Genomic DNA, 20,396 nt, shown 5'->3' with positions numbered 1-20,396 from the left:
GGGCCCAGCCTGCGCCGCCCGCGCCCGCCCCCGCCGCGCCACCGGCCCCGGCCGCCGCGCCGTCACCGGTCGGCCGGATGATCGCGGGCTACGGGTCCGAGCGCTGCGCGGAGGTGTCCGCGCACGCCGCCGTGGACGGCTCCGCGCTGCGCCTGTGGGACTGCGCCGGTTCCGCCTGGCAGAGCTGGGAGTTCCGGCCGGACGGCAGCGTCCGCTCGATGGGGCTGTGCCTGGATGTGGCCGGCGCCTCGGCCGCCGACGGCACGGCGATCCAGCTCGCCGGCTGCAACGGCGGCTGGGCCCAGCAGTTCGCGCTCAACCCGGCACACGACCTGGTCAACACCCGCCTGGGCAAGTGCGTCGACGCCAGGGACCAGGGCACCGCCAACGGGACGGCCCTCCAACTGTGGGACTGCGTCGGCACCTCGAACCAGAAGTGGTACCTGCGCTGAGCACCGGCCCGGCCCTTGGCGGAACCCGGGTGACGCCGCTACGTTCATGACGGTGGCGTCAACGGCGATGCGGGGCATCGTGTCGACGACCGACGGTGCGCTGCGAGGCGCTGGGGGACACGACCCGGCGGCCGGCCGTGGTCCTGCTCCACGGTGGTCCCGGTCTGCCGGACTACCTGAGGGACATCGCGCCCATGGTCGCGGGCCTCGGGGCGGGAAGGACGCGCCGATCCGCTGGATGCGCGCCTTGCCGAGCTGCGTGCGTGCCTGCCCCCGCGAACGTAGCTGCTCGGTGGGACCGACGATCCCCGTCCCGGGTCGGCGCTCCGGTTCCTCGCGCTACGGCTCGATGTTCCGGTGACCCGGATCGACGGCGCAGGGCACGAGCCCTGACTCGAACAGCCCGACCCCGTGCGAGCGCACCTGCGGCGGTTCGTGCAGGGCGCCGTGGGCACCCGGGGCTACGACGCGCCCGCCCGCGATGCCTGACCGCCGCCACCGGTCCGCCCGCCCCCGGTCGGCCCGGTGGGCCGCGCGCTCAGAGCACACCGGACCTGATCGCGTGGACCACCGCGTGGGTGCGGTTGCGGAAGCCGAGCCGGGTCATCATGCCGCTGACGATGTTCTTGATGGTCCGTTCGGAGTAGCTGAGCTCGCGGGAGATGTCGGCGGTGTCCAGGCCGTCGGCCAGCAGGCGCAGCACAGCCACCTCGCGGGTCTCCAGCCCGGCGGCGGTGAGCCCGCGCGGCCCCAGCACGTCGCGCTGGACCGACCGGAAGCCGTCGACCAGCCAGCCCTGGACCGTCGGGGGCAGGTCGGTGCCGCCGACGGCCACCCAGCGGACGACCTCCAGGATCTGTTCGAAGTCGCACTGCTGACGCCAGAGCACGCCGCGCAGCCCGAGCTCGACCGCCCGCAGCACCTGGTGCTCCCGGATGCCCTCGGTGACCAGGACGATGCCCAGGGCGGGGTTCTCGGACCGGTCCGCGAAGTCCTCCAGCCGGGTCATCGTCTCCTCCGTGACGGCGCTGGTCAGCACGAGCGCGACGTCCGCGGACGGGAACTCCTCGGGCGCGAGCAGCCGGAGCCCGGGGTGGCGGCGGAGCCCGAGCGCCGCCCCCTCCCCCGTGATCGGGTCGCTGGCCAGTACGGCGATGGTGGTCGTCCTGATCACCCCGACCGCGCCGGTGCCGCCGCGGGCCGCGGACGGCCGCGCGACCGGTGCCGCGAACCGGGTCGCCCCGGGGGCCGCGAGCGGCGTGGCAAACTGAGTCGCGGTCGGTGCGGTGGAGGTCTTCGCCCCCGGGTTGAGCTGGGTCGTCATGCGATCGGGCTGCCTGTCCTCGACTGGTTCGGAACTCGTCCGTTCGGACTGCGAGGACGCTAGACCGCCCCTCTTGTCAGGGACTTGTCCACGGGTTGGCGGCCGCGCCGCCCCGGACCGGGGGCTCCGGGGTGGCACGGCGCGCCCCGGTCACCGGCGGTGGGTCACCGACGGTGGGTCATGGGGGCGAGGGGTCATAAGCGACAGGCAAGGGGGACGGTCTGGGAGGAGCCGGGGGACTCGGGGGCGACCGGTCGCCGGCGCCGGGTCACCAGCGGTAGTAGCCCGTGGACCACGCGTTCCCGGTCGTGGAGACGCCGGTGCCCGCCGCGTCGTTGTAGGAGAAGCTGCCGACGATCGCGCCGTTGCCCTGGTGCAGGACGACGAACTCCTTGCTCTCCCCGGAGAGGTTGAGCGTGCTGCAGGTGCCGGGCTCCACGATCCTGGTGGCGAAGTGGCGGTTCGGGAACTCCGCGTAGGAGGAGTAGTAGCCGTCCGAGCAGAGGGTGAACTGGCCGGGCGTCGCCGCCTGGGCCGCCCCCGCCGGGACGAGGGCGGCGGTCAGGGCGGCGGCTGCGCAGCCGGCCGCGGCGGCCGCGCGGCGCAGGACGGTTCGGTCGAGGGTCATCGAGGTCTCCCAGGTGTGGCGGTCGGTGAGTGGTCGTCACATCGGACATCCGCCCGTCGCGACGGTCGCCGGAGCGGACTCCACCGAGGAAACCCGTGCCACGCCCCCGCCGTCACCGCCCGCCGGGCCGCCCTGCCCCGGCGGCCACCGTTCACTGCCCCTGCGCCACCGGTCGCGCGCCACAGCCCGGCCGACGATCTGTCACCGGGCCTGCGGCACGGCCACCGGGCCGAGCAGACCTGCCGCGGTCAGTGCCGGGGCGAGGGCGGGTGGCCCGGCGACGCCGAGCTTCGCGAGCGCCTTGGCCAGCCCGGCCTCCGCCGCCTGCGGACCGGTGCCGAGCCGCTCGCCGATCTCGGCGGGGCCGAGCCCGGTGGCGGCCAGCCGCGCGATCCGCACCTCCTGACCGGTCAGCGGCCGGCTTCCGGGCCCGCCCCGCAGTCCGCCGGACCGGGCTTCGGCCGCCCCCGGCGGCCCGGCGCAGCGATCCGCCCACGGCGCCGCACCCAGCTCCTCGAAGGTACGACGCGCCTCACCCAACAGGGCGTCCGCGTCCCGGCATCCCCTGGCGCGCAACCGGAGGCCGTGCGCGAGCTGCAGCCGGGCGAACGTGAAGACCCAGCGCCGGGCCCCGGGGACGGCGCAGGCGGCCTCGAACAGGGCGGCGGCGTGCCTGTCGTCGGCGGCGATCGCCTCCGCCGCGGCCAGCAGGAAGGCGTGGTGGCCGGAGATCTCGTCCATCCGCGCGGCCCGGCCGGCCGCGACGTGCGCGGCCGCCTTCGCCCGGCGCCCGGTCCGCACGGCGGCCTCCACCAGGTCGAGGAACGGCAGGTGGAACCAGGGCAGGGCGGCCGGCAGCTCGCCGGGCCGCATCAGGGCGCTGAGCTGGCCGTAGGCGTCCTCGTCACGCCCGTGGGCGAGGGACGCCAGCGCGTGCAGGTGGTCGAGCTGGTCGGTGACGAAGCGCATGCCGGCCCGTTCGGCGACCGGGCGGATCCGCCGGTCGGCCTCGCGCAGGCCCTCCTCGTCGCCGCGCCCGGCCAGGAAGTGCGCGTGGTAGTGCCGGAACAGCAGGGCGTTGCAGTGGTAGCCGAGCTCCTCGGCCGCCTCGGCCTCGTGCAGGCAGGTGGCGTCCTCGTTCCAGCGGCCCCGCAGGTAGGCCCGGTAGACCTCGGCCTTCGCCACGGAGCCTCGGGTCGCGTAGCCGTGCTGGCCCGCGAAGCGGCGCCGCAGCGGACCGTCGGCGGCGTCCACCGCCGCGGCCGTCCAGAGCAGCAGCCACGCGGCGCCCGCCTCCTGGCCGCGGTCCAGGCCGTCCAGCAGGGCGGTGAGGAGCCCGGGCACGCCGTGCGCGGTGCGGGCCGGGTCCGACCAGGCCCGGTGGCAGAGCCGGGCGAGCGGGGACACCTGGCCCCGGTACTCGGCGAGCACCTGCCAGGCCCGGGCGTCGCCGGTGTACACGGCGGCGAGCAGCAGCTTGAAGTACGCCTGCTCGGCGAGCCCGCCGAACCCCTCCGCGCCGGGCCGGGAGAGCGCCTCGATCGTCCCCGGCAGCAGCTCGACGGACGACTCGAACTCCACCCGGTGGCTCTGGTCCACGTAGACGACGGCGTACGAGAACAGCGGGGCGATGTCCGCGGGCACCGGCCCGCGGCCGATCTCCTCGACCAGCCGTGCGGTGTGCCGCAGCTGGCCGCCCCGGGCCGCCGCGACGGCGGCCCAGGTCAGCCGGCGCGCCCGGTCGGCCGGGTCGGCGGTGAGCGCCGCCGAGCGGTCGAGCAGCAGAGCCGCCTCGGCGTCACCGCCGCGCCGCACCAGCCGGTGGCCGGCCTCCTGGAGGCGGGCCGCGAGGTCGTCGTCGGGGAGCAGTGCCGCGCTCGACTCGTGCACCAGCCGCCTCGGGTCGTCGGCGGTCAGGCCCTCGGCGAGCAGCCGGTGCGCCTCGCGCTGCCGGGCGCCGGAGGCCCGGGAGATGACGGCCCGGCGCACCAGCGGGTGCCGGAAGCCGAGGCGGCCCGCCGAGTCGAGCCGGGCCAGCCCGCTGGCCTCCAGCGACTCCAGCACCGACTCCACGTCCTCGCCCACCGCGCGCAGCCACGCGGCCGAGCCCTCGGCCGCGCCCGGCCCGGCCAGGGCGGCCAGCAGCAGGACACGTTCGGCGGCCCGGGTCAGGCCGGCCAGGCGGTCCGCGAACAGCCGCTCCAGCCGCCGTCCGAGCGGCAGCTGCTCCGGCAGCGGGACGATCCCGCGCAGCTGGCCGCGGCGCAGCTGGCGCGGCAGCTCCACCAGGGCCAGCGGATTGCCGCCCGCCTCGTCCAGCAGGCGGGCCGCCGTGGTGCCGGCCAGGCCCGGGTGACGCAGGTCGAGCAGTTCCCCGGCCTCCGCGGACGAGAGCGCGCCGACCTCGACCGGGTGCATCGACCAGGCCTCCACCGTCGAGTCCTCGGGCCGGCTGGCGCTGACGATGACGACCGGCAGGGCCGCGATCCGCCGGTGCAGGAAGGCGAAGACCGCGATGCTGGAGGAGTCCACCCAGTGCAGGTCGTCCACCAGCAGGAGCAGCGGCCTGCTGCGGGCCGCCGCGGCGAGCAGGGCGAGGGCCGAGGCCCCCACCGTGAAGCCGCCCGGCGGCAGACCGGGGCGCACGCCGAGTGCGTGCTCCAGGACGTCCCGCTGATGCGGCGGCAGGTCCCTGACCTGTTCGAGGAGGGGCCAGAGGACCTGGTGGAGGCCGCTGAACGCGTACTCGCGCTCGGCCTCGGAGCCGACCGCCCGCAGCACGGTGAACCCGGCCTCCGCCGCCCGGCCGGCGGTCCACTCCAGCAGGGCCGTCTTGCCGATGCCGGCCTCGCCGCGCAGCAGCACCGCCGCCCCGCCGCCACCGGTCCGCGCGCCCTCCAGGGCCTCGCTCAGCCGCGCGGTCTGCCCGCTGCGCCCGACCAGCCGTGCCGGCCCCGGTCCCGGATCCTGGCCCTGGCTGTCCTGCCCCTGGCCGTGCGTGCTCTCCACCTGCGGCGTGCCTCCCCGGGGACCCGTCCCCCGGGTCCGTCGTCCTCGTCGGGACCGGACCCGCGAGTGGCGGCGGCCACCGACCGTCGCACGGCCGCCCGGGTGCCCGGCGGCAGCGCGCGGGCCAGACTACCGGTCGCCCGGCCGGGTCGCGGCCACGAGCGTCGGGCCCGCGACTTGGGGCGGACTTGGCGCCCACTTGGCGCCCGCCGTCCGGCGTCCGTTCCGGCCGCGCGGGGCGGCGATACTGGCGTTCCCGGCGCCTTTCGCCGGTGGTTCCCCTGACGCCCCTTCCTACGTCGCGTTCCCGTGTCCTCGCCCCTGCCTCCTCGCCCTGGGTCCCGCCCTTGCGGCCGCACCCTTGCCTCCGCCCTTGCGTCCACCTCTTCTGACGGGCTCGTCCTCCATGACTCCTCCCGACCACGCCCTCACGACTGTCCTGCGCTCCTACCGGACCTGCGAGTTCGCCACCCTCGGCCGGGACGGCACTCCGCTGGCCTGGCCCACCGCGGCCTGGATCCGGCCGGACGGCACCGTCCTGGTGACCACCTCCCCGGCGTTCGCGCAGAAGGCGCTCAACGTCCGGCGCGACGGCCGGGTCGCCCTGCTCTTCTCCGACCCGACCGGCCACGACGACGCCCGCGCCCCGCAGGTGCTGCTCAGCGGGACGGCCGTCTGCCCGGAGGAGGTTCGCGCCGGGGTCGCCGACGCCGAGGAGTACTGGCGGCAGATGTTCGTCCGCCAACCGCACAGCCGGGCGTTCCTCACCCACCCCACCCGCTGGTTGATGGACTGGTACTACCTGCGGCTGCACATCACCGTCACCCCCGACCAGGTGCTGACCCGGGCCCCGCTCGCGGACCTGCCACCCGCTGCCGCTCCCGGGGCTTCGCCTTCCGGATCGGGGACTCCGGAGACCGGGCTTCCCGGGGCAGAGCCTCTCGGGGCCGCACTTCCCGGGGCCGGCCTGCTGGCGGAGTTCCCGACCGCCGTCCTGGGCGCGTCCGCACCGGGCGGCGCCCCCGTTCTCGCCCGCACCCGGGTCGTTGCCCGGCCGGACGGCTACCAGGTCTTCCCCGAGCCCGACGCCCCGGTGCTCCCGGGCCCGGCGTCCCTGCTGGTGCACCGTCACAACGACCGGCTGAACGGCCTTCGCAACGTCCTGGTCAAGGGCCGCCTGTCGCTCGAGGGCGGCACCCGGCTGCTTGCACCGACCGCCGTCGTCGACCCGGCCGGCGCCGGCCGCCCCGGCGACCAGCTCCGCACCCTGCGCACCGCGCGCGCCGCGACCGCCCGCTACCTGAGCCGCCGCGGGCTGCCGCGGCCCCGGGTCGCCTGGGCGGAGTTCGCCGCACTGGCCCGCCCGGTCGAGTGACGCCCGGCCTCGGGGCCGCGCCCACCGCGGGCGGCGCCCCGACGGTCGGCGTTCCGGTGGCCGGTGTTCCGACGGCCCACTTTCCGGCGGCCCACGTTCCGGCGGCAAGTGGGTGCCAAGGGGTGCCGTCGACACTGGGCCACGTGACACTGACCGATCAGGCCCGGGCCGACCTCCACCCCTACACCCGCGAGATGGCGATGATCCACCGGATCTTCCGCCGGGAGTCGCGGCTGATGACCACCCTCGTCGCCGCCGTTCCCGCGGGTGACACCGACCGCGCCACCGTCCTCGCCGGCGCCTGGCACCACTACGTGCTGGGACTGCACGTCCACCACACCGGCGAGGACGAACTGCTCTGGCCCCCGCTGCGCCCGCGGCTGACCCCCGACGAGGCCGGGCGCCTGGCCCTGATGGAGGCCCAGCACCAGGCCCTCGACGAAGGGCTGACCCGGATCACCGCACTGATGGAGCGCTGGACGGCCGATCCCTCCGAGGAGACCCGCAGCGCGCTGGTGGCCGCCCTGCGCAACCACCACGACCTGCTCTGCGCCCACCTGGACGCCGAGGAGTCGACCGTGATGCCCCTGGTGGCCGCGCACATCGGACCGGAGCAATGGCGTGCGGTCGGCGAGCGCGGCCTCGCCGAGACCTCGCGCCACCGGTTGATGATCGCCCTGGGCGCGATCCTGGAGAACGCCTCCGCGAGCGAGCGGGCGGAGTTCCTCGGCCGGCTGCCGCTGCCCGCCCGGCTGCTCTGGCGCCTGGCCGGGCAGCGCCAGTACCGCCGGGAGATGCACCGGGTCCGCGGCGCCCTCGCCGAGGCTCCTCCGGCGGGCGCGGCGGCGGGCCCGACCGCGGACGCCGTCGCGAGTGCGCCGGCGGGCCCGGCGCAGCGCCCGGGGGCGTCCGGGCCGTGATGACCAGCGACCAGCCCGTCGTCCGGACCGGACCGGTGCGGACGACGGCGTGGACCGGGCCGGCCGACGTGACCTTCGGCCGTCACCCCGAGCACGGCATCGTGGCGGCCGATCGTACCGCCGGGGCCAACGCGTCCTGGATGCTCGAGCGGCTCGGCTTCCACGAAGTCCCCGGCCGTTCCGGCCTCTACGCCCTCGGCGACCCGTCCCGCGACGGCGTCGCCCGCACCACGGCCGCGGTCACCCTGATGCGCCGGGCCGGGTACCGGGTCGCCGGTGACAGCGCCTTCGACGGCTCGCACTGACCGCGGCCTGCCCGCCCCCGCCCCCGCCCCCGCCTCGGCCCCGGGCCCCGGCCCCGGCAGTCGTCAGGTACCGCGGATCGACCGGAGCCCGCCCGTGCCCCCGGTCAGCGCCACCGGGCCGCACCACCGGTCCGCGCTACCGGTCCGCGCTACCGGTCCGCGAAGGTCTGCGCGGTACGGGGAGCAGGTATCACCGGCCGGTCGGCGGCCAGCGCCGCCGCCCCGGCCCGGGCGTCCGCGGCAAGGTGCTCGGCGCCCCACTGCAGAGCGACCTCCTCCGCCCGGGCGTAGGCCAGGCGGGCGGCCGGAAGGTCGCCGAGCAGGACGTGCACCTCGGCCAGCGCCAGCGCGAGCGGCCGGGTGCAGAAGCCCCCCGTGGCAGCCGAGCCGAGCTGGTCCTGCAACGGCGCCAGGTGGGGGACGAGTTCGGCTGCCGCCCGCCGGTCGCCCAGCAGATAGGCCAGCTTGGCCCGGGCGCCGAGCCGGACCCCGAAGAAGTGGTCGGCGGTCGGCACCGGGGCGAGCCGGACCGCCCGGGCCTCGTCCAGCTTGCCCTGCAGGGCCAGGACGACCGCGAACGCCTCCCCGCCGAGCACGCCCCAGGTGTCGTGGAGCACCCGCATGTGCGGCTCCAGCTCCTCGACGCGGCCCTGGCCGAGCCGGACGGCGACCAGCCCGCGGTCGTAGAGGTCGGCGCCGTGCCAGGCGTTCCCGCCGTGCAGCCGCGCCCGGACCCACCCGTACAGCCGCTCCGCCTCGTCGAACTCGCCGCGCGCGTGGGCGAGCATCGCCAGGGTGGCGGTGCTCGTGACCTCCGCCTCGGGCATCCCGTACCGCCGGGCGATCTCCACCCCGCGCTCGGCGTGCTCGCGTACGGCCTCGGCGTCGTTGCAGACGGCGGCGATCCGCGCGTCGACGTGCTCGCACACCCACCGATAGGCCGGCAGCTCGTGCTCCTCCGTCAAGTCCCGCAGCTCGGCGATGACCAGGCCGCGACGCTCGCCCTCGAGCTCGTGGGGCATCAGCCGCGTCATCGTGGTGAGCGCCGCGGCGAGCAGCCCCGGGTCGCCCACGGCACGCGCGATCCGCAGCTGGCGTTCGGCGGCTTCCAAGGCCGGCCCGGGGGCGGTGCCGGCCAGCTCCTCGACCATCCGCTGCAACAGCCTGGCGGTCACCGCGGGCTCCAGATCCTCCCGGGCGGCCAGCCGTTCGAGGGTCTCCACGGTCTTGCGGTCGGTCTCCCGGTGGGGCCGGGTGAACCAGGGGGTCGGCTCGGTCCAGGCCGCGTGGGCGACGGCCAGCAGGTCGTCTCGCCCGACGAAGCGGGCGACCGACACGGCCCGCTCCCTGGTCCGCAGGGCTGCCTCGGCCGCACCGGCCCTGACCTGGAGCCGCAGCAGCCGACCGAGCTGGCCGACGAGCCGCCCGGCCCGCTCGGTGTCCGGCCCGGGGAGCACGTCCGCCGCGTCGATCGCCCACTGGACCAGTTCGGCCGCCACGTCGTGCGCCAACCGGTGCTCCGCCAGATCGGCGGCGCGCAGCGCACAGTCGACGGCCTGCCGGGCACGGGCCTCCTCACCGGAGCGGGCGGCGTGCCGGGCCAGGCTGGCCCGGTCCTCGGGGCGCAGCTGTTCGAGGGCCGTGGCGAGACGGCCATGCAGGGCCCGGCGGTCCGCCGACGCGAGCTCGCCGTCCAGGATCTCGCGCAGCAGGGGGTGGGCGAGGCGGACCCGGCCCGGAGCGCTCTCCGTCAGGAGCCCGGCGGCCAGCAGCCTGGCCGGTACGGTGCTCGGAGGTACGGCGCGCGACGGCACGGCGCCCGGCGCGACGGCAGTCGGCAGCACGGCGCACGCAGGTGTGGAGGGCTCCGGCGACGAGTCGAAGGCCGCGGCCGCGACGAGGAGCGCCGTCTCCTCGTCCCCGCCGCAGAGCGCCGCGAGGTCCAGCAGCAGCCGTTCCGACGCGGACCTGCGCGCCAGCCTGCGGAGCAGCACCGCCCGCAGCCCCGGGGGCAGATCGCCGACCGCGGCGGGCACGCCCGCCTCGCCCCACAGCCGGGCGGCCTGCACCAGGTGGTGCGGGTTGCCGCCGCTCTGCCCGGTCAGGGCCGCTACCACGTCGTCGCCGACGGGGACGCCCGCCACCGCCCGGACCAGCGTGGCGGCCTCCGCGGCGGGCAGCCCCCGCAGGTCGAGCCGGTGGGGGTCGTGCGCGGCCAGCTCGTCGAGCAGCGGGGTCAGCCGCTGCCCGCCGTCGTCCGGGCGGAAGGCGGCGACGACGAGCACGGGCACGCCGCGCAGCGAGGCGGCGAGGCCGAGGAGCGCGAGGGTCTGCGCGTCAGCCCGGCCGAGATCGTCGATCACGACGGCGAGCGGGCCGCGCGCGGCGGCCCCGGTGAGCCGGTCCCGGACATCGGTGTGCAGACGGGCCCGGGCCGCGGTCGCGTCCGCGGTCGCCGCGGCGCCGCCTGCGGGCGGGGCGAGCAGGTCGTCCACCGGGCCCGGGGCAGCCGGTGGGGCGAGCCGTGCGAGTGCGGTGAGGGCCTGGACCCATGCGCCGACGGGTGCCGTCGCGGCTTCGTCGGGGCAGCGCCCGGTCACGACCGTCCAGCCGTCCGCGCGGAGCAGCGCGGTGTACCGGTCGAGCAGAGCGGTCTTGCCAACCCCCGCGTTCCCGCTCACCAGCACCACTCCCCCGGTACGGGTGGCGGCCCGGGCCACCGCCCGGAGCCCGTCCAGCTCCTCCTCCCGGCCGAGGAAGCGGGCCCCCGGGCACGAACGGCCCTCCCCGTCGGCCCGGTCGGCCGCGGGCGGTGCCACGTCAGCGGGTGCCCCACCAGCGGGTGCCACGACGGCGGGCGCCGCGGCCGCGAGTACCGCCTCGGCCACGGCCGGCCCGTTCCGGGCGTGCTCGGGCACGGCCTGCCGCAGCACGTCGAACCGCCCGTTCAGGATGGCCGGTTCGAGCTCGGCGAGGGCCGGTCCCGGGTCGAGGCCGAGTTCCTCGACGATCGCCGTCCGGGCCCGGCGCAGGGTCAGCAGGGCGTCCGCCTGCCGGCCGGTCGCCCACTGGGCGAGGGCGAGCAGCCGCCACCCCTCCTCCCGGAGCGGGTCCGCGCGCACCAGTTCCTCGGCGGTCGGCACGACCTCCGCCGGCCGCCCGGCCCGCAACCCCGCCGTGGCGGCCAGTTCCTGTGCGGCCAGCCGAAGTTCGCCGAGCCTGGCCGCCTCCGCGACGGCCCACTCCTGATCCGTCCACTCCTGGTACGCGGGGCCGCGCCACCAGCCGAGCGCCTCCGTCAGCCGCCGGTGGGCCGTCGCCGGTTCGGCGTCCCGCGCCTCGCGCACCACGGCCTCGAACCGCCACGCGTCGACGGCCTCCGCCGGCAGCCGCACCGCGTAGCCGGGCGGGGCGCTGACCAGCAGTTCGGAGGCCGACCGGGGCGGGCGATCGGGCTCCAGCACCCGGCGCAGGTTGGAGATGTAGGGATGCAGGGAGGCCAAGGCCTGGCGGGGAGGAGTACTCGGCCACAGGGTGTCGACGATCCGGTCGACGGACACCACCTGGCCCCGGCCGATCAGCAACAGCGCCAGCACGGAACGCTGTTGGGGCCGGCCGAGCGCCAGCCGTTCCCCACCGACGGCTGCTTCCATCGGTCCCAGCACGCGCACACCAAGCATGACGAATCAACCTACCGAACAGCTGTCTGATGATCGGGGAGGCCGCTCCCGGAACCCCGGCGTGTCGCGCCCGGCCGCCCGGATCGCCCCGACACCCCGTGGGCACCCCCACGGAGACGGTCACGCCCACCCCCGAAGCCCCCGGTTCTCGCTGTACGGACGCCGCCACACCGGTCCGGATCTCCCCCGAGGGGCTATGAAACCACGGATCCGGCGTTCCCTCTCAATCCCCGCCACACCCCAACTGACCTGTGCGTCAGCCACCCGAACCGACCGGACGCGAACGGCCCGCCGGAGCCAAGGTCCACCCCCGCACCACCCCGGCCCAGGCCCTCGGCCCACCCGTTCCCGCCCCGATCCCCGATCCCGGTCAGCGCACCGGCGCACCGAGGCACCGAGGCACCGAGGCACCGTCAGAAGGCCACCCCCGGTGAGCCACGTCCCCGCCTGCGAGCCCACGCCGCAGACGGGTAACGACACGGGTGCTTGATGCCCCCGACCTTCCCGGCGACTTCGCACCCAATCTGGAGACCTTCATACGCTTCGCCCTCGCCGACCGCGCCCGCACCGGCGGCGGGGTGTTCGCGTGCGAGTCCGCGTGCAGCGGCTCGGACCAGGCGCGCACCGCGGTCACCGCCGCGGAGGTGACTGCGCCGTGGCGCCGTGCCGGTCGGTGAGCCACGGCCCCAGATCCGGACGCTTCCACGGCGTGACCTCCGCCGAGACGTCCAGATCCTCGAACGACCCGACGATCTCCCACTGCTTCGCGAGCGCGTGCCGCGCCGCCGACTCCGCCTGCGCCAGGTGCGACACCTTCCCGCCCCGCCCGTGCGTGTCCGACACGCGCGACTGACCCGCGGAGACGGACGGCCGGCGGGTCCGCGTACCCGCCGGCCCGTCGCCGGCACCGTGACCGCGCGGCCTCCTCAGCGGCCCGCCTCCGCGGCCGTCGGGCCGACCGGTCCGGGCCCGCCGCCGGCCGTGACGAGCCGGGCGAGCTCGTCGCCGACCGGCGTGAGCTCGTAGTACACCGCGCGGCCGCTCCGCCGGGTGGTCACGACCCCGGCCTCGCGCAGCGCCGCCAGGTGGGCGGAGACCGTGCCGAGCGAGACACCGAGCACGACCGCCAGTTGGGACGGGGTCGCCGACATCCGCAACTCGGCGACGACACTGGCCCGGCCCCGACCGAGCAGCCGGGCCACCCCGCCGTCTCCCCGCGAGTCCGCGGCGAGGGCGCCCTTGGCCGGGTACACGAACGCGATCCGCGAGGGCGACTCACAGGTCCACTGGCCGGACAGCCCGGTGTGCGGGACGAAGACGAGGCCGTCGCTCCCGATGTGGCGGTCGGCGTAGTTCTGCGTGGAGAACTGGATCGCGTCGTGACCGACCCACTGGACGCCGGGCGCCATGCCCTCCAGCGCGTGCCGCCACCCGCTGACCGCGATCACGCCCGCCCGGTGGCGGATGTCGCGTTCCATGACGGCCCGGCGCCGCTGCCAGTCCGGCTCCACGAACTGCGCCCAGAGGTCGGTGAAGACGTCGGCGGTGCGGCGGGTGATCCCGTCGACCTCGGCCCAGGCGATCCCGTCGCTGGTCCAGGCGAACCGCTGCGCCTCGGCGAGCATGGCGCGTGCCGCCGGGTCGTCGATCGCGCGCATGGCCGCCAGCTCGTCGGCCAGACTGCCGGTGAGCCCCCCGGGAGGTGGAATGGCCACGAAGTCGGGCAGGTACTTGGTGGCCGTCACCAGCCGCAGCAGACCGCCGACGAACGGGCCCGCGGTCAGCCAGCGGCCGAACGCCTCGACGCGGGGGCCCGTGACCCCGCGGTCCCACGCCTGCCGCAGCAGGGTGATCTCGCTGAGCGTCTCGGCGAGCGGGGACACGGCGAACCGGCTCGCCTGCAACGCGTCCGGTCCGAAGCGCAAGAGGGTCACGGCGTGACAGCCTACGACGACCGCCGCGATCAAGGGAATCACCCGGCCCCGGGCCGGCTACCCGACGCGCCGCCCGCCGTACCGGCCCTCCTCGGCGATCCTGTTGTGGGCGAAGGTGTCCTCGCCGCTCACCAGCACGGCCGCCCACTTCTCCAGGGAGATGGCACCGCCGTACTCCTCGATGTGATCCGTGTCCGGGTAGATCCGCACCTTCGTCGGAACGTACCGACAGGCGAACCCCATCCGGTAGCTGTCCTCGGTGCTGTTCGGCAGCGAGGCGTGCATCAGCGTCGACCAGAAGATGACGCTCTGGCCCTTCTTCATCACCAGGGGGACGGCGTCCTCCTCGCTCGGCCGCCAGTCGGGATCGACCTGGAGCTGGCGGTAGTCGTACCCGAAGAACCCCCGCCTGACGCCGTTCTTGACCTCGGAGTTGATGCGCTGCGCGTCGTACTCCATGCGCCGCGTCTCGTCGTAGTTCCGCTCGTGCTGGGTGCCGGGAATAATCTGCAGGCAGCCGTTCTCACGGGTCGAGTCCGTGAAGGCGGTCCACACCGTGAGCGTGCCCGCCCCGAACTCGGTCTCGGACTCTCCGGGCCACAGCAGTTGGGGCTTGCCGCTGGCGTTCGCGAAGGTGTCCGCCTGGTGCCAGTCGGTGCCCTCGTCCCCGGGGTACTTGGGGAAGAACTCGGTGCGCCAGCAGAGCACGTCCGGGCCGAGGATGGACGTCACCCGGTCCACGATCTTCCGGTTCAGCACGTGCTGGGCCAGCACGTCGATGTCGAGGTGGCGGTCGTAGTTGACGATGTTCCCGGCCCCGCTGCCCGCGGCCTCGGGGTACGCGGCCCGCGACCGGTCCAGCGACTCGCGCTGGACGGTCCTCCAGATCCGGTCCATCTCGTCCTCGCCGTAGACGGTCACCGGTCCGAGGAAGCCGCTCCGGTGGAACGACGCCAACTCGTCGGGTGTGAGCGAGAAATCCGTGCGCTCGGAGCTGCTCATGTCCTTCCCCTCCATCGTCTCTACCGCTTCTGTGCCGGCTGCATCTTCGTCACGGCCGCGTCGAGCGGCTCGGTGTAGGTCGTCCGGATGTCGAGGGCCACGCCGTAGGTCGCGCCGAGGAACCTGTTCAGCTTCGAGAACAACAGCGAGTAGCCGCCGACGTCGAGGAAGTTGTCCGAGGCCGAGATGGTCCCGTCGTTGAGTTCGCCGCGCAGCCAGTCGACGAGCGCCTCCGCGACGTCCGCGGGGTCCGCCGCGCCGGCCTTGCCGTTGTCCGCTGGGGTTTCCATGGACGCTCCGTCCTGTCGCTGCACTCCGTCACCTGCTGGAGATCGACTCGGTCCTGACGCGGCTCAGGGTCGGAAGCACCTCACGGAACCGCAGGACGATGCCCTGGCAGTAGTTCGCGTTGTGCTCCAGACTGCGGCGCGCCATGTAGGGCACCTTCTGCCGGCCCCGGTGGTCGATCCGCACGGTCGTCCCGCCGGTGCCCTCGTCGTTCCCCACCGCCGGTGTCCCGCCGTCCTCGAACACCGCGACCAGCTCGGTCAGGCCCTGCGGCAGGCGCACCCGCACCGCGTAGTCGTCCACGGCCTCCGGCTCGACCTCCCGGAATCCGACGGAAGGCAGCCGGAACGGCTCCCGGTAGACGTACGGCCGGACCAACAGATCCATCTCGAATGCCGTGCGTGCCACCGGATCGGCCCACCACTCCTGGCCGCTCACGAAATCGAAGAGCAACCGGTCGAACTCGTCGCGGTGCGAACTCAGGATCATGTGGGCGGTGATACCGGTGTTCATGAGGTCATAGTTCGCGAGGTTCTCGATCGACCGGGAGATGAAGTCGCATATCTCGCCGTCGCCCTTCTTGAGGTATTCGGCGAACGAGGCGAAGAGGTCCCCGAAGGACACCACGCCCTGCCGGTCGAGGTACCTGGAGACCAGCAGCAGGCCCCGCATGTTGTACAGGCAGTGAATCGCGTAGTAGAGCCAGAACCCGTCCTCGCACTCACGACGGGAAACCCATTTGGTGGCGACCACCACGTCCGCCTCGGCGATCTCGCTGGGCGCGGACTCGACCTGGAGCCCGAACTCCTCCTGCCGGCCGAACATGGGGGTGTTGTTGAGGAGCAGCTGCGGATAGATGATGAGGGTGTCCGCATCGGAGCGGCACAGTTTCGTGACGCCCTCCTTGAACGAGCCGTACGATTCGCCCGGGAGCGGCCAGATCAGCTCGACGTACGAGCTGATTCCCTTCTCGCGCAGCGTCCGCTGCAGACTGGTGTACGTCTCCTGCCGGATGTTCTGGCGCTCGACCATCTTGAGGGCTTCGGGGCTCAGGCTCTGCAGGGAGATCGGCTGGGCGGCCATCAGCCCGCCGCGCACGAAGATCTCCGTGATCTCGGCCATGCGGTCCGGCTTGTTCTTGGCCGCCGCCATGTTCACCATCAACGGGAATCCGGTCAGGTTCTTGCGTTCCACCAGGTACTCGCTCAGTTCGACGTCCCGCGGGGCGAGGCCCCAGTTGGCGTCGGCGATGAAGAGCCCGGCGAACCCGTGATCGGTGATCCAGTCGAGCTCGGCCTTGATGCGGTCCACCTCGAACTTGTGCACCTTGTCGTTGGTGGCGGCCCCCCAGTAGCAGAAGCTGCACCGGAACGGGCACCCCCGGTTCGTCTCCATGATCGCGAAGCTGAATTCGTGCCCGTCGAAGACGCCGGTGAGGAACGGCGACGGGATCTCGGTCAGGCTCTTGACGCGCGGAGCCGCCTCCGTCGTCACCAGCTCGCCCGCCTCCCAGTACGACAGGCCGGGGACGAGGCTCAGGTCGGCCCGGTCGGCCGCCAGTTGGGTGAGCAGCCCGTGGACCGTCAGCTCTCCCTCGCCGTTGCAGACGTAGACCCGGTCGACGGGTTCGGGCAGGTAACGCGGGGCGTTCTTCATCACCTGGGGACCGCCGAGCAGGAAGTGCGCGTCGGGGCGCTTCGAGACCAGTTCACGCAGCAGCCACTGCACCAGCTTCGAGTTCCAGATGTAGCACCCGATGGCGTAGACGTCCGCCTCCCGGGAGAGGAGTTCGCCCAGGATGCGCCCACGGTCCATGGCGGCCGGGAACGAAGCGATCTCGAAGCGGTAGGAGGCCCTGAGCTTCGGGTCGTTCTGCGCGTACGCCTGCATGTATCCGGCGGCAAGCGGAAGCATGTTCTCGTAGGTCGGCAGGTCGACAAACACGACCGACTTCATCGTAGGACCTTTCGCTCGGCGTGCCTCGGGGTCGTTCGCTGTCTCCGTGCGGGCGCCCAGGCCGTGGGGCCGAAGGCCCGCCTGCCGCCCGGTCCGGGTCAGTCGCGCTCGGCGTGCGACGCCGCGGGGACGTCCGCCGCCCGCTGGTCGACCCAGTGGGCGAGTTCGGAGAGCACCGGGCGCTCGATGAGGTCCCGAAGATTGATCTCGATGAGCCAGGTCCGCCGAATGTGGCCGACGGCCTTGGCCATCAGCAGGGAGTCACCGCCGATGGCGAAGAAGTCGTCCTCGCGACCCACTTCGGATATTCCCAGTACGGTTCGCCAGATCTCTGCCAGCCTGGCTTCGGTCGGATTCAAGGTGTCCCTTTTCGCCGGAAGTCTCGCTGTCCACGGGCGGCCCGAGGGAACGCCTTGCCATGACCCTGTGTGGCACCAGGGGAAACCGCCCTGAGCGGTGCGACCTGCCGGAGTGCGGCGGATATGTCCATACCGGACATGCGCCGTGAACCCCCGCAACGCGCGCGTTCTCCTGAGCGGCAGTCGGCCGTGCGACAGCTGGAAACGCACCAATATGTTGCTCCGGTGATCAGAGTCCCCGGTCTTCACTTCGGTGTCAAGAGACGCCCACGGAGCAGAAATTGCCAGTTCTGTACTGGCGTACAAGTCCGGCGGCCGCCGAGATCGGTCCGGATTCGCCGCAATTCGGTGGTCCGCCGGGATCCGGAGCGGCGGCGGCAGTTCCGCTCACGATTCGTTACGGACGTGGTGTCGTGGCTGGTGACGGGCCTTTCCGGTGGAGCGCCGGCGCCGCCGCGGACCGGTCCGGAGCAGAACGCGACCGCGGTCGCGGACGGGCGCCGGCCGGACGACGGCGCATCGGGGGTCATGAGTTCCGGACAGGTCGGCGCCATGGGCCGGGCCGGTCCGGCCGCGCCGCCGGCGCGGCCTTCCCGCCGTCGGCTTCCCCCACCGCGGGGACACCGGGCGGTTGTTGCGACTGTTGTCGCAAGGATTCACCCGGCCCCCCACCGGGCTCGATATTGTCCGCGTGACAGATACCGTGACATCAGTTCCAACCCCGACGAAACGCCTCCTGAAGGGCCGCTTCGGCTGGTTCTTCGTGGGCCGGACCGTCGACCTGGCCGGCTCGTCCATGACCACCGTCGCGCTCGCCCTCTCCGTGCTCCAGGCCTCCGGCAGGGCGGCCGATCTGGGCATCGTCCTGGCCGCCAACATGATCCCCACTCTCGTGCTCCTGCTCCTGGGTGGTGCGGTCGCCGACCGGGTGAGCCGGCGGACCGTGCTCCTCCTGTCCAACCTCTGCACCGCGGCCGTGATGACCACGATGGCCGTCCTGCTGATCACGGATCGCTACCAGCTCGTCGCGTTCGTCGGCCTCGCCCTCGTCGGCGGCGTCGTGAACGCGTTCTCGCAGCCCGCGCTCCGCGGCATCGTGCCCGAACTCGTCGAGCGGCAGGACCTCCAGCGCGCCAACGCGCTCCTGGCCAGCAGCCAGAACACCGTGCGCATCATCGGTCCCATGCTCGCCAGCGTCCTGGTGGCCACGGTCGGCGGCGGGTGGGCCCTCGCGGCCGACGCGGCCTCCTACCTCCTGGCCGCCGCGGCCTTCACGCGCATCCCGGCAGAGAGCCGGCCGCCCGCGGCGCGCGAGCCGCTCTGGCACGACCTCCTCGACGGCTGGGCCACCTTCCGGTCGATGCGCTGGGTGGTGATCATGACCATCTCGTTCGCCCTGGTCAACGCCGCCAACGTCGGGCCGTGGAACGTGCTGGGGGCACAGGTGGTGTCGGGGAACGACGGCGCCATGGGCTGGGGCACCGTGCAGACCGTACGCGCGATCGGGCTCCTGGTGATGAGCGTCGTGGCCGTCAAGGTGGTCCTGCGCCGGCCGCTGCGTGACGGCGCGGTCTGGGGGACCCTGGCGGGCTTACCGCTGCTGGCGGTCGGTCTGACCGGGAACGCGTGGATCGTGTCGGCGGCCGCCTTCGTCGGAGGGCTCGGCCTCACCGTGGCGTCCATCGGCTGGGAGACGACGCTCCAGGCCGCCGTCCCCGCGGAGTCGTTGTCGCGGGTCGCGGCCTACGACGAGCTGCTGTCCTTCGTGGCGATCCCGCTCTCGCAGCTCGCCGTGGGGCCGCTCGCCGCGGCGTACGGGGCGCGGGAGGTCGTACTCGCCTGCGGAGTCGCCTACATCGCCCTGTGCCTGCTGCCGCTGCTGAGCCGGGAAGTCCGCGCCATGCGGGCGGAGGGACAGCCGGCCGCCCCGGCCTCGTAGCGCCCCGGACCGACGGGAACGAGCGGCCCGATCACCCGTCAACCGCCCTCCTGCGCGCGGACATCGACCCGCAGGAGGGCGCCCGGGCGGTCCGGGGAGGATCCGGCGCGGCCGGACACCGCCTCGACCGACTCCTGTGTCACAGAGGCGGGTTCACCGCTTGACGGTGCCTTCGTGGAGCCGGTCGATCATCCGGTGGGTGGCGTCGAGCGGCGTCTCCGGATCGGCGGCTTCGTCGGAGTTCCTGGCGTTGCGGGCCGCGATCTCCTCGCCCCAGCTCTCCATGCCCGCGAACGGGATCGTCTCCTCCGGGACATAGGAGGGATACCGCCGGTAGCTGTTGATTCCGGCGACGGGCTCGCCCCGCACCAGGAGCGGATTCAGATAGAGGCCGTCGCTGGTGATCCTGGTGGTCGCCGGAATGTATCCGATGTCCAGCCCGCAGCGGCGGCGCGGCGAGGTGTTCGGCCCCGAGCAGTGCAGGATGTTCGGGTGGTGGATCTCGACGTCGCCCGGGTCGAGTTCGATGTCGACGACACCGTTGCGCTCCGACCACTCCCGCACCAGCTCCTCCTCGGAGACCGAGAACAGCATGTTCGGCGAGTCGACCGAGCGGACCGGCGCGTGGAGCGGCATGCGATGGCTGCCGGGGATGACCCGCAGACAGCCGTTCTCGGTGGTGCACCGGTCGACGGCCAGCCAGACGGTGAGTGCGCGCATCGGGTCGAGGTTCCAGTAGGAACCGTCCTGGTGCCAGAGCACCGGCTGGCCGTCCTGGGGGGGCTTGCAGATGTAGTGCGCCGTGAAGCACGCGACGTCCGGGCCGAGGAAGAATTCGGCGATATCCACCAGCCGGGGGTCGGAGACGAGTCTCACCCAGAATGCGTCATTGCGTATCAGCGGATGGTGGAGATGTTCCGGGCGGAGGTCCGGATAGCGATCGGTGAGCCAGTCGACATGGGCCCTGATCTCCTCCAGCAAATCCTTCGGAATGACGTCGCGGATAATGCTGAAGCCCTGCTCCTCGTACTCCGCGCGGACGCTCTCTGGGACGTTCAATGCGACCCCCTAATCGCGACTTCCGTGGCCGCGCCAGTCTCGCACCAAGCCAGGGCGTGTACAAGCTCCCGACGGGTCCGGGCTGCCGGCAGAGCGCTTCCGGGCTTTCGCTTCGGGGTGACGCCACGGCCCGGGCGAGGGATTCGCCGGGCCCGGCGATGAGGTC

16 protein-coding genes are annotated in these 20,396 nt (G+C 73.9%); 5 read left to right on the top strand and 11 right to left on the bottom strand.

What is annotated here, in order from left to right:
- Positions 1–452, top strand: a 452-nt coding sequence (locus tag ACFWA9_RS24325; protein ID WP_380389705.1) for a ricin-type beta-trefoil lectin domain protein, incomplete at its 5' end; no start/stop codon positions are given.
- A 538-nt stretch (positions 453–990) separates the two neighbouring features.
- Here the strand turns inward: ACFWA9_RS24325 and ACFWA9_RS24320 are convergent.
- The 3 genes from ACFWA9_RS24320 to ACFWA9_RS24310 form a co-directional block, all read right to left on the bottom strand.
- Positions 991–1,776 (bottom strand): LuxR family transcriptional regulator, encoded by a 786-nt coding sequence (locus tag ACFWA9_RS24320; RefSeq protein ID WP_380389703.1) that lies wholly within the window; start codon positions 1,774–1,776, stop codon positions 991–993.
- Positions 1,777–2,044: 268 nt separating this feature from the next.
- Positions 2,045–2,404 (bottom strand): hypothetical protein, encoded by a 360-nt coding sequence (locus ACFWA9_RS24315; RefSeq protein ID WP_380389701.1) that lies wholly within the window; start codon positions 2,402–2,404, stop codon positions 2,045–2,047.
- A gap of 201 nt (positions 2,405–2,605) precedes the next feature.
- On the bottom strand, positions 2,606–5,413 hold the full coding sequence (locus ACFWA9_RS24310; RefSeq protein WP_380389700.1) for an AAA family ATPase: 2,808 nt from the start codon (positions 5,411–5,413) through the stop codon (positions 2,606–2,608).
- 406 nt (positions 5,414–5,819) lie between these two features.
- Between ACFWA9_RS24310 and ACFWA9_RS24305 the strand changes: the two genes are divergently transcribed.
- From ACFWA9_RS24305 to ACFWA9_RS24295, 3 genes are all read left to right on the top strand, one after another.
- The gene (locus ACFWA9_RS24305; protein ID WP_380389698.1) at positions 5,820–6,788 is read left to right on the top strand and encodes a pyridoxamine 5'-phosphate oxidase family protein; all 969 of its coding nucleotides are present in this window, start codon (positions 5,820–5,822) and stop codon (positions 6,786–6,788) included.
- Positions 6,789–6,931: 143 nt separating this feature from the next.
- Positions 6,932–7,708: a hemerythrin domain-containing protein gene (locus ACFWA9_RS24300; protein ID WP_380389697.1), complete on the top strand. Its 777-nt coding sequence runs from the start codon at positions 6,932–6,934 to the stop codon at positions 7,706–7,708.
- Complete coding sequence (locus ACFWA9_RS24295; RefSeq protein WP_380389695.1) at positions 7,708–8,013, top strand: hypothetical protein; 306 nt, start codon at positions 7,708–7,710, stop codon at positions 8,011–8,013. The genes ACFWA9_RS24300 and ACFWA9_RS24295 overlap by 1 nt, the downstream gene beginning before the upstream one ends.
- A 149-nt stretch (positions 8,014–8,162) precedes the next feature.
- Here ACFWA9_RS24295 and ACFWA9_RS24290 read toward each other — a convergent pair whose 3' ends face one another.
- The 7 genes from ACFWA9_RS24290 to ACFWA9_RS24260 form a co-directional block, all read right to left on the bottom strand.
- The gene (locus ACFWA9_RS24290) at positions 8,163–11,666 is read right to left on the bottom strand and encodes a BTAD domain-containing putative transcriptional regulator (RefSeq protein ID WP_380389693.1); all 3,504 of its coding nucleotides are present in this window, start codon (positions 11,664–11,666) and stop codon (positions 8,163–8,165) included.
- Between the two features lie 657 nt (positions 11,667–12,323).
- Positions 12,324–12,536: a hypothetical protein gene (locus ACFWA9_RS24285; RefSeq protein ID WP_380389691.1), complete on the bottom strand. Its 213-nt coding sequence runs from the start codon at positions 12,534–12,536 to the stop codon at positions 12,324–12,326.
- Between the two features lie 83 nt (positions 12,537–12,619).
- Complete coding sequence (locus tag ACFWA9_RS24280; protein ID WP_380389689.1) at positions 12,620–13,627, bottom strand: ArsR/SmtB family transcription factor; 1,008 nt, start codon at positions 13,625–13,627, stop codon at positions 12,620–12,622.
- Positions 13,628–13,684: 57 nt separating this feature from the next.
- The gene (locus tag ACFWA9_RS24275) at positions 13,685–14,629 is read right to left on the bottom strand and encodes a chlorinating enzyme (protein WP_380389687.1); all 945 of its coding nucleotides are present in this window, start codon (positions 14,627–14,629) and stop codon (positions 13,685–13,687) included.
- Positions 14,630–14,649: 20 nt separating this feature from the next.
- On the bottom strand, positions 14,650–14,919 hold the full coding sequence (locus ACFWA9_RS24270) for a hypothetical protein (protein ID WP_380389686.1): 270 nt from the start codon (positions 14,917–14,919) through the stop codon (positions 14,650–14,652).
- Positions 14,920–14,947: 28 nt separating this feature from the next.
- On the bottom strand, positions 14,948–16,873 hold the full coding sequence (locus tag ACFWA9_RS24265; protein ID WP_380389684.1) for a B12-binding domain-containing radical SAM protein: 1,926 nt from the start codon (positions 16,871–16,873) through the stop codon (positions 14,948–14,950).
- A gap of 98 nt (positions 16,874–16,971) precedes the next feature.
- The gene (locus tag ACFWA9_RS24260) at positions 16,972–17,442 is read right to left on the bottom strand and encodes a phosphopantetheine-binding protein (protein WP_380389683.1); all 471 of its coding nucleotides are present in this window, start codon (positions 17,440–17,442) and stop codon (positions 16,972–16,974) included.
- A gap of 493 nt (positions 17,443–17,935) precedes the next feature.
- On the opposite strand from ACFWA9_RS24260, the gene ACFWA9_RS24255 reads away from it, so the two are divergent.
- Positions 17,936–19,171, top strand: a complete 1,236-nt coding sequence (locus ACFWA9_RS24255; RefSeq protein WP_380389681.1) for an MFS transporter — start codon at positions 17,936–17,938, stop codon at positions 19,169–19,171.
- 153 nt (positions 19,172–19,324) lie between these two features.
- Here ACFWA9_RS24255 and ACFWA9_RS24250 read toward each other — a convergent pair whose 3' ends face one another.
- A complete protein-coding gene (locus ACFWA9_RS24250; RefSeq protein ID WP_359804009.1) occupies positions 19,325–20,230 on the bottom strand; it encodes a phytanoyl-CoA dioxygenase family protein in 906 nt (301 codons plus the stop codon).
- Positions 20,231–20,396 lie beyond the last annotated feature (166 nt).

This window comes from Kitasatospora sp. NPDC059973 (genome assembly GCF_042737525.1).
Taxonomy (GTDB): Bacteria; Actinomycetota; Actinomycetes; order Streptomycetales; family Streptomycetaceae; genus Kitasatospora.
Note: the sequence above shows the minus strand (reverse complement) of the source record. Positions and strands in the feature narration are given on the sequence as shown.